Here is a 20,988-nt window from a genome sequence, read left to right on the forward strand (position 1 = left end):
CCTAGTCCTTCTTCGCCCGACTCGGCGCGACGCGCGGCGGTTCGTTCGGCATCTTCGGATATTGCGGCGGCCACGGCGCGTCCATGAGACCAGCGGCCATGTCGGCGTCCGACATGGCCAACAATGGTGCGATCGACTGCGGTTGCATGCCGGCCCACGGGTCGCCGAGTTCCGCGACGCGCGCGGGCACCGTCGCGATGGTGAGTTCGTCGGGAACGACGGTGGCTAGGTCGTCCCAGGCGATGGGCGTCGAGACTTGCGCGCCGACTTTCGGCCGGACACTCCAAGCCCCGAAAACTGTTTTGTGCGGGGCATTTTGGTTGTAATCGACGAACACCCGCTGACCGCGTTCCTCTTTCCACCAGTGCGCGGTAATTTCTTCCGGAAACCGACGTTCCAATTCACGCGCCAATGCGACGGCCGCCGCCCGCACCTGATACCCGTCCCATTCCGGCAGGAGCGGCACGTAAATGTGCAACCCACGCGAGCCCGAAGTCTTGATCGCCGAGTCAATTCCCAACTCCGCCAACAACTCTCGCGTACGAACGGCTGCCGCACGCAAGTCGTCGAAACTAATGCCCGGTGACGGGTCAAGATCAATTCGCAATTCGTCGGCAATGCGCAGATCGTCAACGTGATTGGGCCACACGTGAAAACCGAGACACCCCTGATTGACCGCCCAGAGAATATGCGCGAGATCGTGTGCGACGAGCGCGTCGCTTGTGGTGCCATTCGGCGTCGACACTTCTACCGTCTGTAACCAGTCCGGTGCTGACGACGGCACGCGCTTCTGAAACCACGACTTCCCGGACGCCCCATCGGGATAGCGCTCAAGCAGGACCGGCCGGTCGCGAATGGCGGCGAGCAGTGGCTCTTCGACCGCACGGTAGTAATTCACCAGGTCGAGCTTGGTGTCGCCGCGTTTGGTGAAGTAAATCTTGTCCGGATGCGAGATGGGCAGCACGTGCCCATCGACTTCGATTTCGACCTTCTCACTCATGACGATGCTCCAAAGATCGCGTCGAGTTCGGCGGGGGCAACCTCGTCGAGCTGGGCGTAAGTACACGAATCGGGGGTGCGGTCGGCGCGGAACCGGGCGAGGCGACCGCCGTGACGGAATCGGCGACCCTGCACGTGTTCATACCGCACCTCGGCGACAAGTTCGGGTCGAAGTGGTTCCCACGACAGGTCTTTGCCGCCGCTCCACCGGCTGACCCCGCCGGGCATCGTGCCCTCGGCACTGGCCTGGGCGCTGGCATCGGCCCACTCGCGCCACGGATGGTCAACCAGTGCGTTCTCCCGCAACGGCGCTAGCTCGCTGAGCAATTCGCGCCGCCGCTTCGCGGTGAAACTCGACGCCACCCCAACATGGTTGAGCCTGCCCGTGTCGTCGTATAGGCCAAGCAGCAGCGACCCGACGCCCTCGCCGTCCTTATGCATGCGGTACCCGGCAACGACACAGTCGGCGGTGCGCTCGTGCTTGACCTTGAGCATGACGCGTTTGTCCTGCATATACGGCTGATCGTCGGACTTGACCATGACCCCGTCGAACCCCGCGCCCTCAAAGCGACTGAACCAGTCTTGCGCGACGTCCGGGTCGTGCGTCAGCGGCGTGAGGTGGATGCGCCCGGGCGCGGCGTCGAGCAGCTTTTCCAGCTCCCGCCGCCGTTCGGTGAACGATTCGCCGGTGAGGTCGCGATCGCCGACGGCGAGCAGGTCGAATGCCACGAAGCTCGCGGGCGTCTCTACCGCGAGCTTGTTGACCCGCGACGCCGCCGGATGCAGCCGCTGTTGCAGCGTGTCGAAGTCGAGCCCGTCCGGCCCGACAACCACGATCTCGCCATCAACAACGCACTTCTCCGGCAGCGCCTCTTTCAAGAGGTCGACTAGCTCAGGGAAATAACGCGTGAGCGGGCGATCGTTGCGCGACCCGATTTCCAGCTCGTCGCCATCGCGAAAGACGATGGCGCGGAACCCATCCCACTTGGGCTCATAGCTGAGACCGGGCTCGCGCGGGAGCTCCGGCGTGGACTTGGCCAGCATCGGACGCACTGGCGGCAGTACGGGCAGGTCCATGTCGACGATCGTAGGGCCACCCACCGACAACTTCCGGGAGCTTGACTAACTGTCGACGTGAACGTGCGGGCGATCGGCGGGATTGGGCTCGGCCCGGCGAATGATTTCGCGCGTCACCGGGGCGACCTCGCCTTCCCCGACAAACAGGAATTTCAGCAGGTTGAGCACGGGATTGCCTTCGGACCACTCGAAGTACACGTGGGGTTGCAGCCCGGTGCGCTCGCGGATAGCGAACAGGATCGCCGCGATGGAATTGGGCACGGCCGCCGAATCGGTGACGAGCACGTGATGACGGTCGACATCGGCAGTAGTCACCACCAAATCGGTGCTGAAATCCGAGGCGTCGATGACATTCACCTCAAGGAACACAATCGAATCTGTTTGCGGGATATGGCTTTCCCAGCGCTGCACCAATTCCTTGCGGTCGTAATCGGTTGGTTCGCGTTCGTCGTGGTCGTGGGCCACGATTCGAATCACCCCGGTGCGCGCGGCTTCTTCGATCAGTTTCGCTGCCGACTCGGTGAAGGTCACCGTGATCGCGCGCAATTCGAACGCGCGATGCACGCGCGAAGCGAACGACACCACGATGATCGCGATGATGAACAGCGAAGCCAATTGCACGCCTTCGGGCCGTTCGAAGATATTCAGAATGGTCGTGTACACGAAGACAAGGCTCACGAGAGCGAAGCCAATCTCGGCTTTGCGCTGACCTTTTCGATGCGCCGACACCGTCACCGCGATGGCGGCGGAGGTGATCAGCACGAGCACGCCGGTCGCGTACGCGGCACCCTGAGCGTCGACCGAGGCGTCGAAATACCAGGTGATGCCGAACGCGATGACCGCGAACACCAGTACCAAGGGCCGCACCGCGCGCGCCCATTCCGGTGCCATGCCGTAGCGCGGCAGATAACGCGGCACGAGGTTGAGCAAACCGGCCATCGCCGACGCACCGGCGAACCACAGGATCGCGATGGTGGAAATGTCATAAATGCTGCCGAAGACATTGCCCAGGTATTCGTGCGCGAGGTAGGCGAGGGCACGCCCATTCGCCGGTCCGCCCTCTTCAAAGTCCTTTTCTGGAATCAGCACGACGGTGATAAAGCTGGAGACAAGCAAAAAGACGCTCATGATGAGCGCGGAGGTCGTAAGCAATTTCCGGGCACCGATAATGCGACCGCGGGGATGGGCGGGAGTGTCGCCAGGCTGACCCTTAATGAGCGGCATCACCGCGACGCCCGTTTCAAATCCCGAAAGCCCAAGGGCCAGTTTAGGAAAGACTAGCAGCGAGATGGCGATCATCATCCAGATATTGCCGTGCTCAGTGGTCATCGCGTGCGTCCAGTCAATGACCCGCGATTCAGCCGTGAACACATGCCACAGCCCGACGACGGCGACGACCGCGTTCAGCGAGAGATACACCGCGACAAGGACAACCGCGATCCCGATCGCCTCAGCGAACCCTTTGAGGAACACCGCAGCGAGCAACGCGAGCAGAATCAGGGTGATCAGGAGGCGATGGTCGGTCCACGAATGCGGAGTGAAGGGATTCTCGGCAATATGCGCGGCACCGTCGGCTGCCGACAATGTCATCGTGATGATGAAATCCGTTGCGGCGAAACCGAGTAGCACCAGAATGAAAATTTTTCCTGACCAGTGCGGCATGATTTTGGCGAACATCGCTATCGAACCGCCGCCATCAGGACTTTCGCGCGCGACCCGTCGATAAACCGGCAACGCGCCAAACAGCGTCAATGACACCAGCACCAGCGTCGCCATCGGCGACAGCACCCCTGCGGCGAGCGCGGCGATACCGGGCTGGTAACCCAGCGTGGAAAAGTAGTCAACGCCGGTGAGGCACATGACTTTCCACCACGAACGCTGGTGTGGCTCGACGTCCTGTACCGCGCGCATTGGCCCGAGATGCTGGGCATGGTGGCGATCTTCGGTTCCGTTAAGGAGCCATCGAGTAAAGCGCGAGCGCGAGTGCTCGTCGGTGGTGGTCGTCACCGGACCCCTTCGTGGTCATGCCATGCAGCGCCTGCTGCTCGTGAACAGTGGGCAGTTTAAGCGCTGCGTCCGGCATGACAACGCAGGCGCGAGGTTAGTCGAGCCAGCCGTTTTCTTCGATGTAGGTGGTGAACCGGTCGCGGATCGTGATGATCTCGCCCGCGGTCAGCGCGGGCGACGCCGCTAACAGCAGTTCGGTGATTTGTTGCCGAACATCATCGGCACCGTGTGATGGGGTCGCGCGTTCTTTCCGAGCGCGGGGTGCGGGCGCGCCACCAGCCGCCGTGAGATTGATGGCTTTGGGACCGCGATCACCCTCGGTGACGTCGAATTCGAACAGGCGACCCTGACGCAATTGGTCTTCATCAAGTCCGATGTCGTTTACATGGACGAACACATCGGGACCACCGTCATCAGGACGGATGAACCCAAACCCACGTGACCCATCAAAGGACACCAGTTTCCCGGTATTCACCTAACCACTCCTCCAAAACTCCACTGCCCGCCCAACATTGCGTGACGTGCGTCGTCACTGTAGCGCGGGTCACGATTTCCCGTCCGTTTTTTCGCCGCCTGTCCGCCGCCCGACACTGTCCGGTAACTCGACGGTAACTCGGCCTAGTTAGCCTTCCGAAGCTGTTCGATGTGTGGAGGTTAGCGAGTGATCGACCCCGGGTGGGGGATAAAGGTGGGGGGAAGGTCAGTGGGGAGCGCGACCGCGTGTCGGCCTTCCGCGCCGCCACCAATCGCTCAACTCGGCCCGGTCGTCCGGCCCGCGTTCGTGCCGCTCGCACCCGCGCAAGAACGCATGTGGCATGCCGCGCGCGGTGGCCTGTGCGCGAACTGGAATGTGGCACGCGCGGTGCGACTGCGTGGCGCTCCGGTGCAGGTCAGCGCGTTGCGGAAGGCGCTTGAGCTGCTGGTTGCCCGACACGAACCGCTGCGCACCCGCTATCCGCTCACCGAGCACGGACCCGCGCAGCAAGTCGTTGACGCCGGTGCGTGCCCGCCCGACATCATCGACCGCCCGCTCGCCGAAACCGACCTGCGTGCCGCGCTCGCCGAACTCGCGACCAGGCCCTTCGATCTCGCCCACGACCTGCCGTTTCGCGCGCGACTGTATGTTCTCGGCCCCGATGATGTGGTTGTCGCGCTAGTCGTCCACCACATTTCGGTGGACGGTCGGTCGATGGGCCCGCTGCTGCGCGATCTGACGACGGCGTATCTGGCTGCCGTGGGAGGCGTTGCGCCCGCATGGGAACCCCTTCCGGTGACCTATACCGACTACACGTTGTGGAAACACGCGCAGTTGGGCGAGTTCTCCGACGAGGGCTCCCGCGCGACGCAGCAGTTGCGCTATTGGGCCAACGCCCTCGCTGGCCGTCCCGCTGTGCTTGAGCTGCCCGGTCGGCCGCAGTGCCCCGGCCCGGTCGACCCGGTCGCTGGCGCGTTGCTGCCGGTCGCGATGGACCCGGCGACGCAAGCTGGCCTGTTGCGGTTGGCACAAGATCGTCGCGCGAGTCTGTTCATGGTGTTGCAGGCGGCGTTCGCGGTGACGGTCGGTTCCTTCGCGCGCTGTTCGGATGTCACGGTCGCGACGGCGGTGTCGGGCCGCGATCACCACTTACTCAACGATCTCGTTGGCAATTTCTCCGACGATGTCTTGATGCGAGTTCGGCTCGACCGCGCCGCCGACGTCGATGACCTCGTCGACCAGGTGCGTCGCGTCGCGCTTGCCGCCTACGCGCACGCCGACACCCCGAATCTACGCTTGAAGCGGTGCCTGCCGCAGGACGCGGCTCACCCGCTTTTCCAGGCGACGCTGATCTTGCAACGCGCCGACACCCCACGCTCGTCGGATGCGCCGTCGGAATCGTGGATCAGCGACGTCCCCATCGACGTGGTGCGCGCCAAACATGACCTCGAATTCAGCCTCACCGATCACTACGACGAGCACGGCGCGCCGGCAGGCATCGACGGCGCGTTCCTCTACCCCCTCGCACGCTTCGATGAAGCAACGGGCAAAGCCTTTCTCGCCCACTTCACTTCGGTGGTCGAGCGACTAGCCGAGGGCTATCGCGGGTCTCTTACGGGACTGGTGCGACCGGGTCGCCGCAGCAAATCGTGTGCGGTGGCGCGGCAGGCGTTGCGGTTGTTGGTCTGAGCCGCGTTCGCTAGCCCCGCTCCATGGGCAGTCCCTCGTCACGCCAGGCGAGGATGCCGCCCGCCAAGCTGTAGCTGGTCAGCCCGGCCCGGGTGACGGCGGCGGTAAACCGTGCCGAGGTCTCGCCGACTGGGCACACGAATACGACGGGGCGCGAGCGTGGGAACGGCAGCCCGGTGGCGAGCAGGTCGTCGAGGAGGTCGTCGCGGATGTTGAGTGCGCCCGGCACGTGCCCGACGCGGTAGGCCATCGCGCCACGCGTGTCGACGATGGTCACCTCGTGCAGCCGTTCGGCGAGCGCGGTCGGGGTGATCGTTGGCGCGGTCGCGAGTTCGGCGGGCGTTGGCGCGGGCGGGGTTGTGCGGCCGAACAGGTCGGGCCGCCGCTTGGCGAGATACGACAGGTACGGCTCAAGCCGGTCGCACACGATCAGCACCGCGACAAGCGGCCGGTCGACGGGGCGCGGCGTCGCGGCGATGACCCGCAGCGCGGCCGCGTATCCAGCTCCGCTGGTCGGCCCGGCGAGGACGCCGTAGCCGCGGACCAGCGTCATCGTCGCGTCGATCGCGGTGCCCGAGTCGATGGTGACGATCTCGTCGTAGAAGTCTGGTTGAAACAGCCCGACCTCCCACATCTCGCGTTCGGAACGAATGCCCGGGATGAAGTCGAACCGATCCGACACCACCCCGACGGTCCGCAGGTCGCGGTACTTTTCGCGCAGCGCGGTCGCCGCACCCCTGGTCGAGCCGGTGGTGCCGAGTCCGCCGACAAGCAGGTCGAGGTGGCTCACGCCCGCGCAGGCGAGGTCGTCGGCGATTTCGGTGCCGGTTCCGTCGCGGTGGGCGGTGATGTTGCGTTCGTTGGTGTACTGCGACGGGTGGTACCAGCGGTCAGGTTCGGTGGCGATGGAGGTGGCGATGACGGCCGAAACATCGTCGGCCGCTTGGGGATCGGGGCATTCGGACAGTCCGGGCAGTTCGACGATGTCGGTGCCGAGCAGTCGGAGCAGGTCGCTGACCTCGGTGACGCGCACCCGATTGGTGACCGCGCGCAGCCCGATGCCGTGCAGTTCGCCGAGAATCCGCAACGCTTTGGCCGTGTTGCCGCTGGACGCTTCGATGAACGACTGCCCGCGTGCTGCGACAGCGTCGATGTCATCGCGAATCATCGCCCACGCAACACGATCCTTGACGGAACCAAAAGGGTTGTGCGACTCCAACTTCGCGTACAACTCAACCCCAGCGAGTCCGTGGACGGCGGGGTCGAGCCGGAGCAGGGGAGTGTTGCCGATGAGTTCGGTGATGTGGGAGTAGATCACGACAGGTGCCCGATTTCGACAGCATCAGGCGTCACCGAATGGTCTTCATGTACAACGAGTTTCGGGACGCGCGGATGCATCGCGGCGTGCGCTGCCGACAGATCCATGTGGTAGGCGGCGGTGTTGGCGAAAACCACGATGTCGCCGGGGTCGGGAACCGCGTGGACGCGGACACGGCGACGCGTGATGACGTCGCGTTCCAGGCAAAGATGGCCCGCGAAAAACACCCCGACGCCTGCTTCGGTGGGTGCGGGTTGGCCGAGAATGATCGGGTCGAGCAGGATTTCCTGGTCGGCGGCGGTCACGGTGTCGCGCGACAAGTCGAGGTGCACCATCACGTCCCCGTTCGCCAACGTCTTCACGAATTCGACCGTGGCTAAGGTGATTCCAGCGCCATCGACCAGCGACTTCCCTGGCTCAAGCCACAGTTCAAGCAGATTATCCGCGAGCACCGTGGCGACACTGCGACCGTCGTGGTCGGGCAGCGGAGTGGCGAGCAGGTCGGCGAGCATGGTCCGGGCGGGGACGGTGTTGGCGTACTTGTGGAACACCGGCGTCCCGGTCCCTTCTCGCGTGTAGCCGAAAGTGCTAGTGGCCCACTGCATTCGGGGGCCTGTCCCCGCGAACCCCGCACGCAAAGCGGCATCGTAGGTGTCGAACGCGAAGGGGTCCGCGCCAAAAACCTGGCGCAGTCCGCCGCCGATATTGAGGACAGTGGGCGAGAGCCCCCGCGCGTAGGCAAGTTCGAACAGCGGAAGACACTCACCGATCGCGCGCACCCGTTCGCTCATGGATTCACTGTCGAGATGAAAGGCGAAGCCGCGCAACATAACCCGGCTCTCTGCCACGCGGAGTAGCGCGGCTGGCACCTCGGCGAGGTCGATGCCGAATCGACTCGGCGCGCTCGCGGTGAACCCGGAGACCCTCAGCAGCACCGCGACGGGCACGCCGGAATCGACGAGAAACGCCAGCTCCCACAGATTATCGACACTGATCAGCGCACCCCGGGAAACCAACTCACCCAAGAACGCCGCGCCCTTGGGTCCGGTCGCCTCGATCTGGTCCGATGAGAATCCCGCCGCTAGCGCTGATCGCAATTCCGGTAGGGAAGCGACATCAATGCCGATCCCTTCCTCCCGCGCCGCCTGGACAAACGCCGCTGCCTGATTCACCTTGTGGGCGTAGAGGATTCGATACCGCATCGGGGCTGCGTCGAGCACTCCACGCAATCGGGCGAGATTGTCGCGAAACACCTCGGGAAACACCAGGTGCACCGGCGACCCGAATTCCGTTGTCACCGCACGCACTTGGGCACGCGAGGCGAGGAAGTTCGCGACCGGTTTGGCTAGCGCGGGCGGAACAGCGGGTACGTCGACCATCACGCGACCGACGTCGGTGCCGCGTCGACAGGGTTGTATCCACCGTCACGTAACGCTTCAAACGCACGAAATCGGTTGCGCGGGCTGCGAAACCGTGCAACCACGCGCTTCTCGCCAAGGTCGATCGACACGAGGGGAATGTCCATCGCGGTCAGCACCGCGGTAATGGTGCGCACGCAATGCTGGCAACTCATGTCGGGAACGAAGAACACGGAATCTTCTGCCAGGTCCACATCAGCCGACACATCAGGATGCGGCGACGAGTCAGCGACAACGCGAACCGCGTCGGCGACCTCGCCAAGCACCTCCAGAAAACGGGCGCTGACCAGCGACAAAACATTCACCGACCCGCCGTCGACGACTTGCGTCGACGCCGCCAAACACGCCGGGTGCGCCCCGGCGGGAAGCAACGCGTACTGCCGAGAGATCAGGTCAAGGTCGTCGTGATACTTGCCGATCGCCGCTTCGACGCTGAGGCCCTCCTCGGTCGTCGCCCGCGCCATCACCGCATGCGCGTCCGCGATCGTCGCTTCCTTCATCGCGCGCAGCACCGCGACCGAATCGGCCGTGTACCGCACCCCGCCGTCGGGCTGGGCGCGTAGTCGCACCGGAATCATGCCCCGCCGATAGGTCGACGCCTGCAACTCCCAGAACCAGCTCGTGGCGACCGTAGCGAGAACGCCCGAATCGCCAAGCAGCCGAGCGAATTCCACGGGGCCGCCGTATCCGACGTCGTCCGCGATCAGCCCGTGTTGCGCGATCGCGCGACCCGCCGCCTCGATGCCAACCCGGAAGATTTCCCGCAGGTCATGATCGGTGGTCGTCCCTTCAAGGACCGCGCGATCGACGTCAGAAATCGCTCCTTCGACGGCAAGCGAATCCCACAGGGCGAGAATAGTTTCCCGCACAAGCAGGCTCAATTCCGGTCCCGCACCACCGACGCGGTAGTACCCGGTGTTCGGAATCCCAGCACTGTCGGTCCAGGTAATGCGATGCGTCGCGCTCGTGACCTGATCGGGCGAACAGGGCCGCATGAATCCCGCAAGATAGAGCCGTTGCGACTGCGTGAGCGCCGAACCCGGCTCCGGCGTAAGGGCGCTAGCGCGGTACGAAAGCGACACGGGCACAACGGGTTTACGTGGGCTGAACAAACCCCGCGCCGCAACCGAGGCAAGCAGTTTCGCGGCGGCTCGTCGGTCATACATGGGTACTCCTCCAGCATCGACAGCGATGGGCGTTAGCGAACGAGTGCGCCGAGACAATCGACAAACCGATCAACATCGTCAGCACTGGTGTAGACCTGGGTGCTCACCCGCACCGACCCGTCCGACGCGGCAGTCGGCACACAATGCGCGCCCGTTCGCACGAAGAACCCGGCGTCGGCAAGCGCGAAACCCAGGTCGGCACTGGACAATTCAGCGACAGTGAACGCCACGATGCCGTAGCCCACCGCGCACCCGGCGAAGGCTGGTCCCGGCGTGAACTCCAGTCCGGGAATCGTGCGCAGGCCGGCGATCAATCGTTGCGTGAGCGCGAGATTGTGTTCCGCGATCGCCGCACGACCGACCTCGTCGAGGAAATCGAACGCGGGCGCGAGCGACAACACCGCGCCAATGTCGTACGTGCCGCCCTCAAGCAGCGTGGGCATCGCGGCACCTGACTCGCCGCCGGGCAGAAATGGTCGCAGCTGATCGTGCACGCGCCGTGCGCAATACAGCAGTCCAACACCGGGCGACGCGAACATCTTGTGCCCCGCGAAAACCGCGAAATCCGCACCCAGTTCAGTGACATCAACCGGCAGATGGCCGCCGCTCTGCGAGCAGTCGAAACACAGCAGCGTCGATGCGGGCAGCCGCAGTTCCTCAAGCGTGCTGCGCGCCCCGTACACGTGGTGGACGTGGCTGACGGTGATCAACCGCGTTCGCGAACTCAGCGCGGCGGCGACATCGTCGAGATCGGCCTCGCCGCTGGCGGTACTGCGATACGGCCGCAACGCGATGCGCCTGCCGAAGTGAGCGAGCGTGTCGCGCAACACCATCCACGGCGCGACATTGGCCGCGTGATCGTCAGCGCGATACAGAATCTCATCGCCATCGGCCAAGTTCGTTAACCCCCACGCCAACGCGACCGCGTTGAGTCCGGCAGTCGCGCCACTCGTGAACACCACCTCATCGGGGCTGCCCGCGCCTATAAAGCTTGCCGCCCGCGCGCGTATCTCCGCGATGCGCCGGGCGAGGCTCGTCGACCACGGATAGGCCCCGCGACCAGCATTGGCGGTGCGCTGCGACAGATAGTCGGTGACCGCCGCGATAACGGTGTCGGGCTTTTGCGTGGTTGCCGCGCTATCGAGATAAATCGGTGCGGCGGGAGAAAGCGCGGGGAAGCGGTCCCGGATCGATGCGGGGATGGCGATGCGTGCTGGCGCTGGCTGCACCTATTCGAGGATACGCACGAAAACCAGGGCGAGCGTCACGATTGTTGGCACACAACGGGTTTCACTCGTCGTCAAGTCCCGCCGACAGATACGCGGCGGCAGCGAGCCATTGACGGCACTGCGGCCCATGAACGTCGTGGTCACGCAAGATTTCCCGCGCTTGGCGGTACGTCAACGTGCTCGGCTCGTACGAACAGGCGGCAGCATTCGACGTAGGGGGTGCGGATATCGAGCCACTCATGGTTGCCCCTTACGTCTGGCGGGTGTGCCGACGAGTTTAGGGCCGTGTCGTTTGCAGATGCAAGAACATCTGTGCGCGCGTTTTCATCTACGCCATCCCGGATTCGATTGGGACACTGCACAATTCAGGGGACTTAACTAATGATGAGTCAGGGAAAGTACCGACCGGTGCGCAAGCGGTTTCCCCGTGCTAACCTCCCCACCGCGTGTGCAGATGCAAGTACGTTTGCAGTTACATCTGAGGAGTGGACCATGTCCGAAAACCAGCATGAGCAGCGCGAATCCGTGCAGGACTACGCGTGGCGCAAGAGCACGTTCAGCAATGCCAGCGGCAACTGCGTCGAGGTCGCCGCGGTGGCTGACGGGTCAGTGGCAGTGCGCAATTCGCGCGACCCCCACGGTGCGGTCCTGCACTACACCCGCCCCGAAATCGATGCCTTCATTCGGGGGGCTAAGGCGGGAGAGTTCGACTATCTGACCCGCTGATCGGTAATATCGGCGGTCATGACGGCGGAACTGGTGCCCCATGACCCCGAACGCACGCTCGATGCAGCGGTGGTCGATCGCGGTCCCACGGTTTTGCGGATCGCGCTCGGCGGTCAGTTGCGAAAGTTGCGCGAGGCCAAGGGGATTACGCGCGAGGCCGCCGGCGAGGCGATTCGCGGTTCGCACGCCAAGATCAGTCGGTTGGAGCTGGGCCGAACGGGCTTCAAAGAACGCGACATTCGCGATTTGCTCACCCTCTATGGCGTCCGCGATCCCGCCGAACGCGACGCCTTCTTCGACCTAGCCCGCCAAGCCAACGAACCGGGGTGGTGGCACCGCTACAGCGATCTGCTGCCATCCTGGTTCAGCACCTATCTCGGGCTAGAGCAGGCGGCGAGCCAAATCCGTACCTACGAAGCGCAATTGGTGCCGGGACTATTGCAGATTCCCGAATACACTCGCGCGATCGTCACGACTGGGCTGGCCGACGACGAAGCCGAACGACGCGTTCAGGTGCGGCAATTGCGCCAAGACGTGCTCAGTCGCACGGATCCACCAACGGTGTGGGCGATTATCGACGAGGCGGTGCTTCACCGGCCAGTCGGCGGTATCGAGGTGCATCGGGCGCAATTGCGGCATCTTGTCGAGATGTCGAAGCTGCCTAATGTCACCGTGCAGGTGCTGTCGTATGCGGCGGGCGCGCACGCGGGCGCGGGGAGTTCGTTTTCGATCCTGCGTTTCGCCGAAGCGGAGCTGCCCGACATCGTGTATCTCGAACAGCTCACCAGCGCACTGTATTTGGATCGCAAAGCCGACCTGGCGCGCTATCTCTCGGTGATGGACCAGCTCAGTGTGGTGGCCGAGGCGCCGCACCGCTCGCGGGAACTGTTGAGTTCCTACGCGGAGCAATAAGCGCGAACGTTAGCGGATGCAGCCCGCTGCGATACGCCAAAAGGCGTCGGGGGCAAGCATTTGCAGGTCCCAATCGTCGGCGAGGTCGTGTGCGGTGCTCACGATGCGGTCGATGTCGAAATCGTTGCGCGTTGCCGCGCCAGTGGATTCGACGGCATCGATGACAAAGGCCACGGCCGTCTCGCGTGACCACCCCGGCTGGAGTTGGTTGGTGAGGTCGAGCCTGCTGGTGATGGTGTTGCTCATGTTAACGCCCCTGTATCTAGGCAGCAGCTAACCTACGGCAAATATCGCCGTGGATCTGCCGCACGCGGCCTCCCCTGACTGTCCCCTTCAATTGTGTTGCGGCCCTGAGTTTAGGACGCGGCCAGTTTGAGATGCAAGCACATCTGTGCGATCGATTTGGTCTCGATCCACGCCATTTTCCGGCTTCTCGGCGGCGAATCGGTGAATGCCGGTTCCGCGCCCGGGCGTAGGTGTGCCGAAACCGTCGTTGACCGGCACTTCCTCTCGGAAGTACTTCATCTGAAGATCGTGCGGGCTAGCGATTTTCGCTGCGAAGCTGGCGAATTGTCCGGTATCAGTTAATCTTTGGCTACTGGTGGTCGTGTCGTTAGCGTTCGGGCCCGCCGGGATTGCAGTTGGCCGCGACCACCGCGTCGTATCCAACGTCAGGTCGCCACGGTTCCAGGTTCCAGCTTGGCTTGTCCGGGGCAACGAGTCGCGCCCACACCCAGTGGCAGCGGAACTGGTCGCGCATGCCGGGGGAGTCGGCGCTGCCATCGAGAGCAACGACCTCCTGCCATGCGCGCGCTTCGCCATCGGGTGCTGCCGTTTTTCGCCCGGCCACGGTAGGGAAGACGAGAAGTCGGTCACCGTCGACATTGGACGTCCAGGTCACGTGATCGATGAGGGGAAGTCCGAGATAAGGGTCGATCGTCGGTGTCGGCGGGGTGGTGGTGTGACTCGTGGACACCGTCGTGGTTGTCGGCTCGGCGATGTCATTGACAACAGGTGAGGTCGAGCAGCCAGCGACGGCCAGCATAACCGTCGCCGCGAGTCCCGTTGCTGCCCAGCGATATTCCACGCCGCGAGCCTAGCGTGCTGTCAATGCCACAGTGACCGGCACGGCAATCGCCGCAGCGCGGGGTCGACCTCGGCATCGACGGTCACCATGAGTCCCGCGTGCACCGCCGCCGTGGTGAATTCGCCTGCTTCGGCTTGTGTTGCCGCGTATTCGAGCACAAGCGCGTCGTCGGGAGTGGGGCCATCGAAGTAGACGGTGATGCGCCGTGTTGGCTGATCCGCAGGGTCGGCAGGGTTCTTCTCGGCGGGAATCATAGACGTGCTCCTTAGGCCAAGGCGCTGGTCAACGCCTTTCTACTCAACGGTAGGTCGATCACCATCGAGAAGAACATGTTCTGGTTCGCCACGTGGAAATGTCACAGTGAAAAGGGGTGGGGAGCAGGTTCCGCCGACACGGTACGCGTCGGCATCGCTACCACCGCGTGACGACACGCGGCCGTCCGATGTTGTTGCGATAGCGCGGCATTGCACACACGATGCGGCCACAACGCCGCGAAGCAGCCCAATCCGATTGCGCCCCATCGCTACCGTGAATACGACGATGTCGTCACTTGACGAAACCGGGGGGCATCCCATGAGATTCGTAGCCACCGCGACGTGCGCACTCCTGCTGTTGGTCGGGTCAGCCAGCGGTATCGCCGCAGCGCAACCCCCGCCGATCCCTCAGCCCGGCTCACCCAACTTTCTGCCCGACGTGCAGCGTTGGATCGACGTTATTCTGCCGCCGCCACTTCCCACCACGGGCGACCCGACCGACCCCGACGCCGCGGCCACCGATCTAGCCGCCTTGCGCGCGGCCGTGCTGCCATCGCCGGTGGGCGACAGCCTTTTTGATGAGTGGCCAGCCAACCTCGCTGACTTCGCGCCCGGCGAGGTGATCACCACCCGCGACGTCACAGCGACGGCCGCACCGCTGACCCTGATCCCGATCCGGCAGGCGACGCAGCTGAAGTTTCGCACCGAAGACGCGCTCGGTGCCCCGTCTTTCGCGACGGCCACGCTGCTGGTCCCGGCGACCGACTGGACCGGCCCCGGCGACCGACCCGTGCTGGTGAACAACCTGCCCATCGACGCGCTCGGGCAAGCATGTACGCCGGGCTACACCTTCTCGCACGGACTGAACTTCCATACCAGCACCACTGAATTCATCCCGCCCACAACACAACTCGCGGCCCTGCGCGGGTACGCGGTGCTCATTCCCGACCACCAAGGCCCGCGCATGGCCTATGCCGAACCGTACGTCGCGGGCCACGCCGTCCTCGACTCGATTCGCGCGGTGCGTGGCTACGACCCAACCTCGTTCGGCAGCAGTCGATTCGCCATGCACGGGTATTCGGGCGGGGCGATCGCGACCAACGGCGCGGCGAAACTCCTTGGCTCGTACGCGCCAGAACTCGCTGACGTTGTTGTCGGCGCTGCCTACGGAGGCGTGCCCGCCGACTTCGAAGTGCTCTCGCGCAGCATGAACGCCAACCTCGCGTCCGGCATTTTCATGGCGGCGGTGTTCGCGATCGGGCGCGAGCGAACCGAGATTCTCGCCGCGATGAACAACCTCGCGCAATGGGTCGCGACCTCGCCGATGAAGGATCAGTGCGCGAGCGTTTTCGCCATTCCCGGCATCGCGCAACTGCCGATTGATATTGGCGCCAACATCGTTGACCCACTGCATTCGGATTTAGCGAAAAGCATCTATGAGATCACCCGAATGTCGGGAATGGCGGCTGTGACGCCGCTCTATATCTACAACGGCGAACAAGAGTGGTGGATTCCAGCGGCGGGTGCGCGAAATCTGTACAACGAACAGTGTGCGCTCGGGGCCAACGCGGTGTACCGCAGCGTTTTTGGTGAGCACATCATTGCCGCCGCCGTCGGCTATCCCGAGGCGATGCTCTGGCTCGACGAGCGACTGCAAGGGGTGCCAGCGCGGTCAGAATGCTAATTGCCGTAATTCTTCCTGTGCTCGATCACGCGAGTTTCTCGAATAGCTAATGAGTCGTTGGTAATTCTCTTCGACGGTGATTTTTCGCGGGAAAACCAGCTTTATCTTCCTCGCATGTCCATATTGAAGAACGCGGTCAGCGGCGCGACGTTCGCTCTCGCGATGACGTTATCGTGCGGGGTCGGCGCGGCCGCACCCACCGAAGCCGACCTTGGCTCCATCGTCCACAACGGCCGCGACGTCGCCGGATCGTCGGGCAGCGCGTGTACCTCCGGCAGCGGCGCTGGCTCGGGCAACGGCTCGGGGAACTGCTACGGCGGCTCGGGATCGAGCTCGGGTTCCTCGGGCGGCACGGCCACCGACACCACGACAACCGGCCCGGAAATGACGTCGTGGCTTGGCGCGTTTGCCTACGGGCTCGCCAACCCCGACGCCAACCCGCCCGGCGCCAACGACTGGAACTGCAAACCGACAGCCGCGCACCCGCGCCCGGTGGTCTTGCTGCACGGCACCTGGATGAACGCCTACAACGGTTTCGCCTACATGGGTCAGCCCATGAAAGACGCGGGTCTATGCACGTTCACCTTCAACTACGGTCGCTCGAACATCATCGAAGGCGGCGGGCTCGGTTCGTTCCTGCCCGGCGTGATGGGCACCGGCTACATCCAGGACTCGTCGAAGCAGGTCGCAGCTTTCGTTGACCGTGTGCTCGCCGCGACCGGTGCGGGCGAGGTCGACATCGTCGCCCACTCCCAGGGCGGCGCGCTCGCCAACTGGTACACCAAGTTCGACGGCGGTGCGGCCAAGGTCAAAAACCTCGTGACCTTCGGCGCGACGCACCACGGCACCAGCCTCGACGGCATCGGCGCGCTCGGTCGCATGATCAACAACATGGGCATCGACATCCTTGGCCCCATCGAAATCTTCGTCGGCCACGCGGGGATTCAGCAGACCATTGGCTCGGACTTCGTGAACACCCTTAACGCCAAGGGCGACACCATCGCTGGCGTCGACTACACCGTCGTTGGCACCCGCTACGACGAGATCACCAACCCGTACGAACTGACGTTCCTCAAGGCGGTGCCGGGCGCGACCGTCAACAACATCACGTTGCAGGAGGGGTGCGAACAAGACATCTCCGACCACCTGACGATGCTCTACTCGCCACGCGCGCTGTCGATCGCGTTGCGCGCGCTTGACCCCGCGGGCAACCACCCGCTCGCGTGCACCTTTAACCCGTGGGTCGTCGGCGGGGGCGGCTCGATCTAAGCGAGCCGGATGCGGACCGAAGGCGCTGTCGGAACCCCTTGTCCGACAGCGCTTTTCGCTATACCGACGTGGTTGGGTTGCGATAGGTGCGCGCGACGAGCGCCGACCGCAGGTACCACAGCCCCGACGGTTGGGTCGGATCGAAACCGGTGAGCTGACCGATGCGCTTGAGTCGATAATCGACGGTGTTGGTGTGCACATGCAGTACGCGCGCGGTGCGCTGGCGGTTGAGATTGTTGGCGATGTGGCGCTGCAACGTCTCAAGCAGTTCCGGGTACTGGTCGAGCGGATCAAGCAGCGAGCCGAGAAATTCGCGACCCGGGCCAGGGCGGGTGAGCTGGTATTCGAGCGCGAGCTCGTCGAAGCGGTAGAGCCCGGCGGTGACTTCGAGTCGCCCGACCATGTCGAGCAATTCGTGTGCCTGGTCAGCAGCGTCGGGGATGCCGGTGGTCGGCGCTTCAACCACCGCGGCGGTGATCCCGACCTGGGCGGCCTGCGAGAGCTGCTCGACGAGCGTGGTGAGGCCGGCACGGTCGAGGGTGTCGATGGGGATCAGTACAGTGCCGCCGTCGACGGACAGCAGCGACAGCGCCGTTTCCGTACAGCGTTTCGCCAGTTCGGCCTGGACGCGCCGCAGCTTGCGTCGGGCGACGACCTTCGCGTCGAGCGCGGGGTTGGCCTCTTCGCGATGCGGTGGGATCGACAGCGCGAGCACCGCGTACTGCTCGGCGACGGTGATGCCACACTCCCGCGCCATCGTCGACGTGCTGTGGCCGCCAAGCAAAGCCGAGGTGAGCGTGTGGACGGCGGTGTGATGCTCGCTGATCACGCCGCGCAATTCGCGAACATAGGCAAGCGAGATTTGCGCGGTGATGGTGTCGAGCATTTCCATCACCATGCGGACACCGCTGAGCAGGTCGTCGAAATCCTTGCCCGAGGCGGCCGAGACGACGAGATCGAGGCCCATCTTGAAGCCTTCGGCGATCGAATGATGGATCGTGTCGATCGGCACACCTTCGCGCGCCCATGCGCTCGCCGCGTCTTGGAGACGCTGCAATTTCGTTGAGATATCGCGGCCGTCGAGCATGCCGACGGCGAACTCAAGACAGATGCGTGTGATCGTGGTGACATCACCGGAGATCGCATCGCCGGGCAGGGTGCCGCACGGCGCGACATTGGCGACGAAGTGACCGACCATCTGTCGCGACACCGATCGCACATCCTGCAAAGGCCCTGACATGGGCTTTCCTGAGATGGTCAGCGAAGAACGTGGTGGGTTGTCGACCGACATTGTGTAGATCCCTTCACCTAATTCCCCCGCTGTGTAGCCCGTCCACCCTAACCAACGCTTGGGTAAGCGGTGACCAAACCAGTGTTTATGGTCATCGGCAATAGTCATTCCGCTATCACTGGTGGCCGGTCACAAGGCTAGTCGGCAGGCTATGACGGTTGTAGAGTTGCCGCAGCCGGAAGCAAACCGATAGGGGCACCCATATGTTGCGACCTGCCGTGCGTTGTCTGGTCTGGGAACTCGACGACACCCTGTGGGACGGGGTGGTCGCCGACCAGACCATCACGGCGCTGCGCCAACCCGCAGTGCGGACGCTGACTCAGCTCAGCGAGCGAGGCGTCGTCCACGCGGTCGCCGCGCGGGGCGACAGCGCGCGCACCCTGCCCGCGCTGTACCGGCACGGGTGCTACGAAATGTTCAGCGCGATCGAGGTGGGCTGGGGCCGCAAGTCGGCCGCGCTGGTGCGCATCGCGCGGACGCTGGGTCTTGGGCTCGACTCGTTAGCTTTCGTTGACGCTGAACCGGTCGAGCGCGCCGAAGTCGCGCGGGCATTGCCGATGGTGCGCTGCTATGCGGCGCGCAATATCGACGTGCTGCCGCTGCTGCCGGATTTCCGGCACGACCTGCGCACCGCGCGTGCGCCGTTCACGCGGCGGGGGCCGATGCAAACACCGCCGCTTGGTTTCGAGCGGGTGCCCGCTCGGTAAGGGACATGCGCCCGATCGCGAAAGATCGGGCGCACGTTCGGTTTACGCGTCCTGAGCCTCTTCGGCCTCTTGGGCCTCTTCGGGCTCGGACTCAGCGAGGATGAACTTCGCCGCCTGCTCGCCAATGAAGATGGCGGGGGCGTTCGTGTGCCCACGGATGATCAGCGGCATCACCGACGCGTCAGCGACGCGAAGTCCTTGCACCCCACGAACTTTCAGGTCCGGCTTCACAACGCTCGCCGCGTCGGTACCCATCCGGCAGGTGCCGACCGGGTGGTACAGGGTGTGCGAGAACTTCTCGATCGTGAGCGCGATCGTCTCTTCCAGCTCGGCCGGGGAGTTCGGCGGGTAGATCAAGTCGCCGAGAGCGGCCTTGAGCGCGGGCTGACCAGCCAGGTTCGCACACACCCGCAGGCCAGCTTCGAGCGCTTCGCGGTCGGCAGGGTCAGCCAAGTACCGCGGATCGATGACCGGCTTAGCCGTCGGGTCAGCCGAGGCGAGCTTGATCAAACCCCGGCTGCGCGGACGCAACAGGATCGCGCCAAGCACGACACCGTGGCCTTCAGCCTCAACGAGCCCCTCGTTGTAGAACGGGGCTGGTGCGTAAATGAGCTCAAGGTCGGGGTGCTCAAGCTCAGGGTTAGAGCGGATAAACCCATACGCCTCACCAACATTGGACGTGAGCATGCCACGGTGCCGGATGAGGTAGTTCAGCAATTCTAGGGGCTTCTCCGCCGCGTACAGCGAGTCGCCGTCGACGCCGTAACCGAGCGCGGCGATCAGGTGGTCCTGCAGGTTCGCGCCAACCTCGGGGGCGTGCACGATCGTGTCAATTCCGTGCTCAGCCAACGCTTCTCGATCACCGATGCCCGAAAGCTGAAGCAGCTGAGCGCTATTGATCGCGCCACCGGACAGGATCACTTCGCGCTTGGCGGTGATGATCTCGGTCTTGCCCTTGTGGGTGAACTCCACCCCGACGGCCTTGTCGCCGTCGAAGATCACGCGGGTGGCGAGAGCTTCGGCCTTGACGGTGAGATTGCGCCGCTTCATCGCCGGGCGCAGGTAGGCGTCGGCGGTGCTCCACCGCGACCCGTCGCGCTGGGTGACCATCGTCTGGCTAAAGCCTTCTGGCGCGGGACGATTCGGCGCTTCCAGCTCGTATCCCGCTTGCCGGGCGGCCTCCAAGTAGGCGTGGGTCGACGCGCGCGGGCTGCGCTGGCGCTGCACGTGCTGCGGGCCTTTGGCGCCTTCGTCGGGGAACTGCGCGTCCTGAACGTTCTCGATCTTGCGGAACTGCTCGACGGCGGCGGCGAAGTTCCATTCGTCGCCCGCGAGCAAGCCCCACTCGTCGTAGTCGGCTTTGAACCCGCGTACCCACATCATCGCGTTCATCGACGACGAGCCACCGAAGGTTTTGCCGCGCGGCCAGTAGATTTCGCGGTCAGCGAGCGCGGGCTGCGGCGTCGTGAGGTAGTCCCAGTCGCGTTCGCTGCGGAACAGCTTCGAGAACGCGGCCGGAATGTGGGCGAACTTGTCGTCGTCGGCTGGCCCCGCTTCCAGCACAACGACAGTGGTTGCCGGGTCGGCGCTGAGCCGGTTCGCGATGACCGCCCCCGCCGAGCCCGAGCCGACGATGACGTAGTCCGCGGACATCCCACCTGCTTGCACTGTTGCACTCCG

The 20,988-nt window shown here is 64.2% G+C and carries 20 protein-coding genes; 6 read left to right on the top strand and 14 right to left on the bottom strand.

Annotation, left to right across the window (positions count from 1 at the left end):
- Position 1 precedes the first annotated feature (1 nt).
- The 4 genes from ligD to IEX78_RS01535 form a co-directional block, all read right to left on the bottom strand.
- Positions 2–1,000 (bottom strand): non-homologous end-joining DNA ligase, encoded by a 999-nt coding sequence (gene ligD, locus IEX78_RS01520; RefSeq protein WP_188826895.1) that lies wholly within the window; start codon positions 998–1,000, stop codon positions 2–4.
- Positions 997–2,076, bottom strand: a complete 1,080-nt coding sequence (locus tag IEX78_RS01525; RefSeq protein ID WP_188826896.1) for an ATP-dependent DNA ligase — start codon at positions 2,074–2,076, stop codon at positions 997–999. The genes ligD and IEX78_RS01525 overlap by 4 nt, the downstream gene beginning before the upstream one ends.
- A 45-nt stretch (positions 2,077–2,121) precedes the next feature.
- Positions 2,122–3,936, bottom strand: a complete 1,815-nt coding sequence (locus IEX78_RS01530) for an APC family permease (protein ID WP_188828164.1) — start codon at positions 3,934–3,936, stop codon at positions 2,122–2,124.
- A gap of 241 nt (positions 3,937–4,177) precedes the next feature.
- Entirely contained in the window at positions 4,178–4,558 is a 381-nt protein-coding gene (locus IEX78_RS01535; RefSeq protein WP_229683637.1) for a cold-shock protein, read from the bottom strand.
- Between the two features lie 228 nt (positions 4,559–4,786).
- Here IEX78_RS01535 and IEX78_RS01540 point away from each other — a divergent pair, with 228 nt between their 5' ends.
- On the top strand, positions 4,787–6,247 hold the full coding sequence (locus tag IEX78_RS01540; RefSeq protein ID WP_229683638.1) for a condensation domain-containing protein: 1,461 nt from the start codon (positions 4,787–4,789) through the stop codon (positions 6,245–6,247).
- 10 nt (positions 6,248–6,257) lie between these two features.
- Here IEX78_RS01540 and IEX78_RS01545 read toward each other — a convergent pair whose 3' ends face one another.
- The 5 genes from IEX78_RS01545 to IEX78_RS01565 all read right to left on the bottom strand — a co-directional run bounded on the left by IEX78_RS01545 (position 6,258) and on the right by IEX78_RS01565 (position 11,619).
- Positions 6,258–7,565: a pyridoxal-phosphate dependent enzyme gene (locus IEX78_RS01545; RefSeq protein WP_188826897.1), complete on the bottom strand. Its 1,308-nt coding sequence runs from the start codon at positions 7,563–7,565 to the stop codon at positions 6,258–6,260.
- A complete protein-coding gene (locus IEX78_RS01550; protein WP_188828167.1) occupies positions 7,562–8,944 on the bottom strand; it encodes a type III PLP-dependent enzyme domain-containing protein in 1,383 nt (460 codons plus the stop codon). The genes IEX78_RS01545 and IEX78_RS01550 overlap by 4 nt, the downstream gene beginning before the upstream one ends.
- Positions 8,944–10,149: a heavy-metal-associated domain-containing protein gene (locus tag IEX78_RS01555; protein ID WP_188826898.1), complete on the bottom strand. Its 1,206-nt coding sequence runs from the start codon at positions 10,147–10,149 to the stop codon at positions 8,944–8,946. Before IEX78_RS01555 ends, IEX78_RS01550 begins: the two co-directional genes overlap by 1 nt.
- 32 nt (positions 10,150–10,181) lie before the next feature.
- Positions 10,182–11,378, bottom strand: coding sequence for an aminotransferase class V-fold PLP-dependent enzyme (locus tag IEX78_RS01560; RefSeq protein ID WP_188826899.1), 1,197 nt, complete (start codon positions 11,376–11,378; stop codon positions 10,182–10,184).
- Between the two features lie 61 nt (positions 11,379–11,439).
- Complete coding sequence (locus IEX78_RS01565; protein WP_188826900.1) at positions 11,440–11,619, bottom strand: hypothetical protein; 180 nt, start codon at positions 11,617–11,619, stop codon at positions 11,440–11,442.
- A gap of 251 nt (positions 11,620–11,870) precedes the next feature.
- On the opposite strand from IEX78_RS01565, the gene IEX78_RS01570 reads away from it, so the two are divergent.
- Positions 11,871–12,104: a DUF397 domain-containing protein gene (locus IEX78_RS01570; RefSeq protein ID WP_188826901.1), complete on the top strand. Its 234-nt coding sequence runs from the start codon at positions 11,871–11,873 to the stop codon at positions 12,102–12,104.
- 18 nt (positions 12,105–12,122) lie between these two features.
- Positions 12,123–13,016, top strand: coding sequence for a Sco1979 family transcriptional regulator (locus IEX78_RS01575; protein ID WP_188826902.1), 894 nt, complete (start codon positions 12,123–12,125; stop codon positions 13,014–13,016).
- Positions 13,017–13,025: 9 nt separating this feature from the next.
- Here the strand turns inward: IEX78_RS01575 and IEX78_RS01580 are convergent, their stop codons facing one another.
- The 3 genes from IEX78_RS01580 to IEX78_RS01590 form a co-directional block, all read right to left on the bottom strand.
- Complete coding sequence (locus IEX78_RS01580; protein ID WP_188826903.1) at positions 13,026–13,262, bottom strand: hypothetical protein; 237 nt, start codon at positions 13,260–13,262, stop codon at positions 13,026–13,028.
- 367 nt (positions 13,263–13,629) lie between these two features.
- Positions 13,630–14,103, bottom strand: a complete 474-nt coding sequence (locus IEX78_RS01585; protein ID WP_229683639.1) for a DUF2599 domain-containing protein — start codon at positions 14,101–14,103, stop codon at positions 13,630–13,632.
- Between the two features lie 20 nt (positions 14,104–14,123).
- Positions 14,124–14,357: a hypothetical protein gene (locus IEX78_RS01590; protein WP_188826904.1), complete on the bottom strand. Its 234-nt coding sequence runs from the start codon at positions 14,355–14,357 to the stop codon at positions 14,124–14,126.
- Positions 14,358–14,676: 319 nt separating this feature from the next.
- Here IEX78_RS01590 and IEX78_RS01595 point away from each other — a divergent pair, with 319 nt between their 5' ends.
- Both IEX78_RS01595 and IEX78_RS01600 read left to right on the top strand, forming a co-directional pair.
- Positions 14,677–16,041 (top strand): lipase family protein, encoded by a 1,365-nt coding sequence (locus IEX78_RS01595; protein WP_188826905.1) that lies wholly within the window; start codon positions 14,677–14,679, stop codon positions 16,039–16,041.
- 114 nt (positions 16,042–16,155) lie between these two features.
- Complete coding sequence (locus IEX78_RS01600) at positions 16,156–17,310, top strand: esterase/lipase family protein (protein WP_188826906.1); 1,155 nt, start codon at positions 16,156–16,158, stop codon at positions 17,308–17,310.
- A 58-nt stretch (positions 17,311–17,368) separates the two neighbouring features.
- On the opposite strand, the gene IEX78_RS01605 is transcribed toward IEX78_RS01600, so the two are convergent.
- On the bottom strand, positions 17,369–18,601 hold the full coding sequence (locus IEX78_RS01605) for a PucR family transcriptional regulator (protein WP_188826907.1): 1,233 nt from the start codon (positions 18,599–18,601) through the stop codon (positions 17,369–17,371).
- Between the two features lie 203 nt (positions 18,602–18,804).
- On the opposite strand from IEX78_RS01605, the gene IEX78_RS01610 reads away from it, so the two are divergent.
- The gene (locus IEX78_RS01610) at positions 18,805–19,308 is read left to right on the top strand and encodes an HAD-IIIC family phosphatase (RefSeq protein ID WP_229683640.1); all 504 of its coding nucleotides are present in this window, start codon (positions 18,805–18,807) and stop codon (positions 19,306–19,308) included.
- A 42-nt stretch (positions 19,309–19,350) separates the two neighbouring features.
- On the opposite strand, the gene IEX78_RS01615 is transcribed toward IEX78_RS01610, so the two are convergent.
- Positions 19,351–20,961, bottom strand: a complete 1,611-nt coding sequence (locus tag IEX78_RS01615; RefSeq protein ID WP_188826908.1) for a GMC family oxidoreductase — start codon at positions 20,959–20,961, stop codon at positions 19,351–19,353.
- Positions 20,962–20,988: the final 27 nt, after the last annotated feature.

Origin of the sequence: Nocardia camponoti (assembly GCF_014646135.1) — a bacterium.
Classification (GTDB): domain Bacteria; phylum Actinomycetota; class Actinomycetes; order Mycobacteriales; family Mycobacteriaceae; genus Nocardia; species Nocardia camponoti.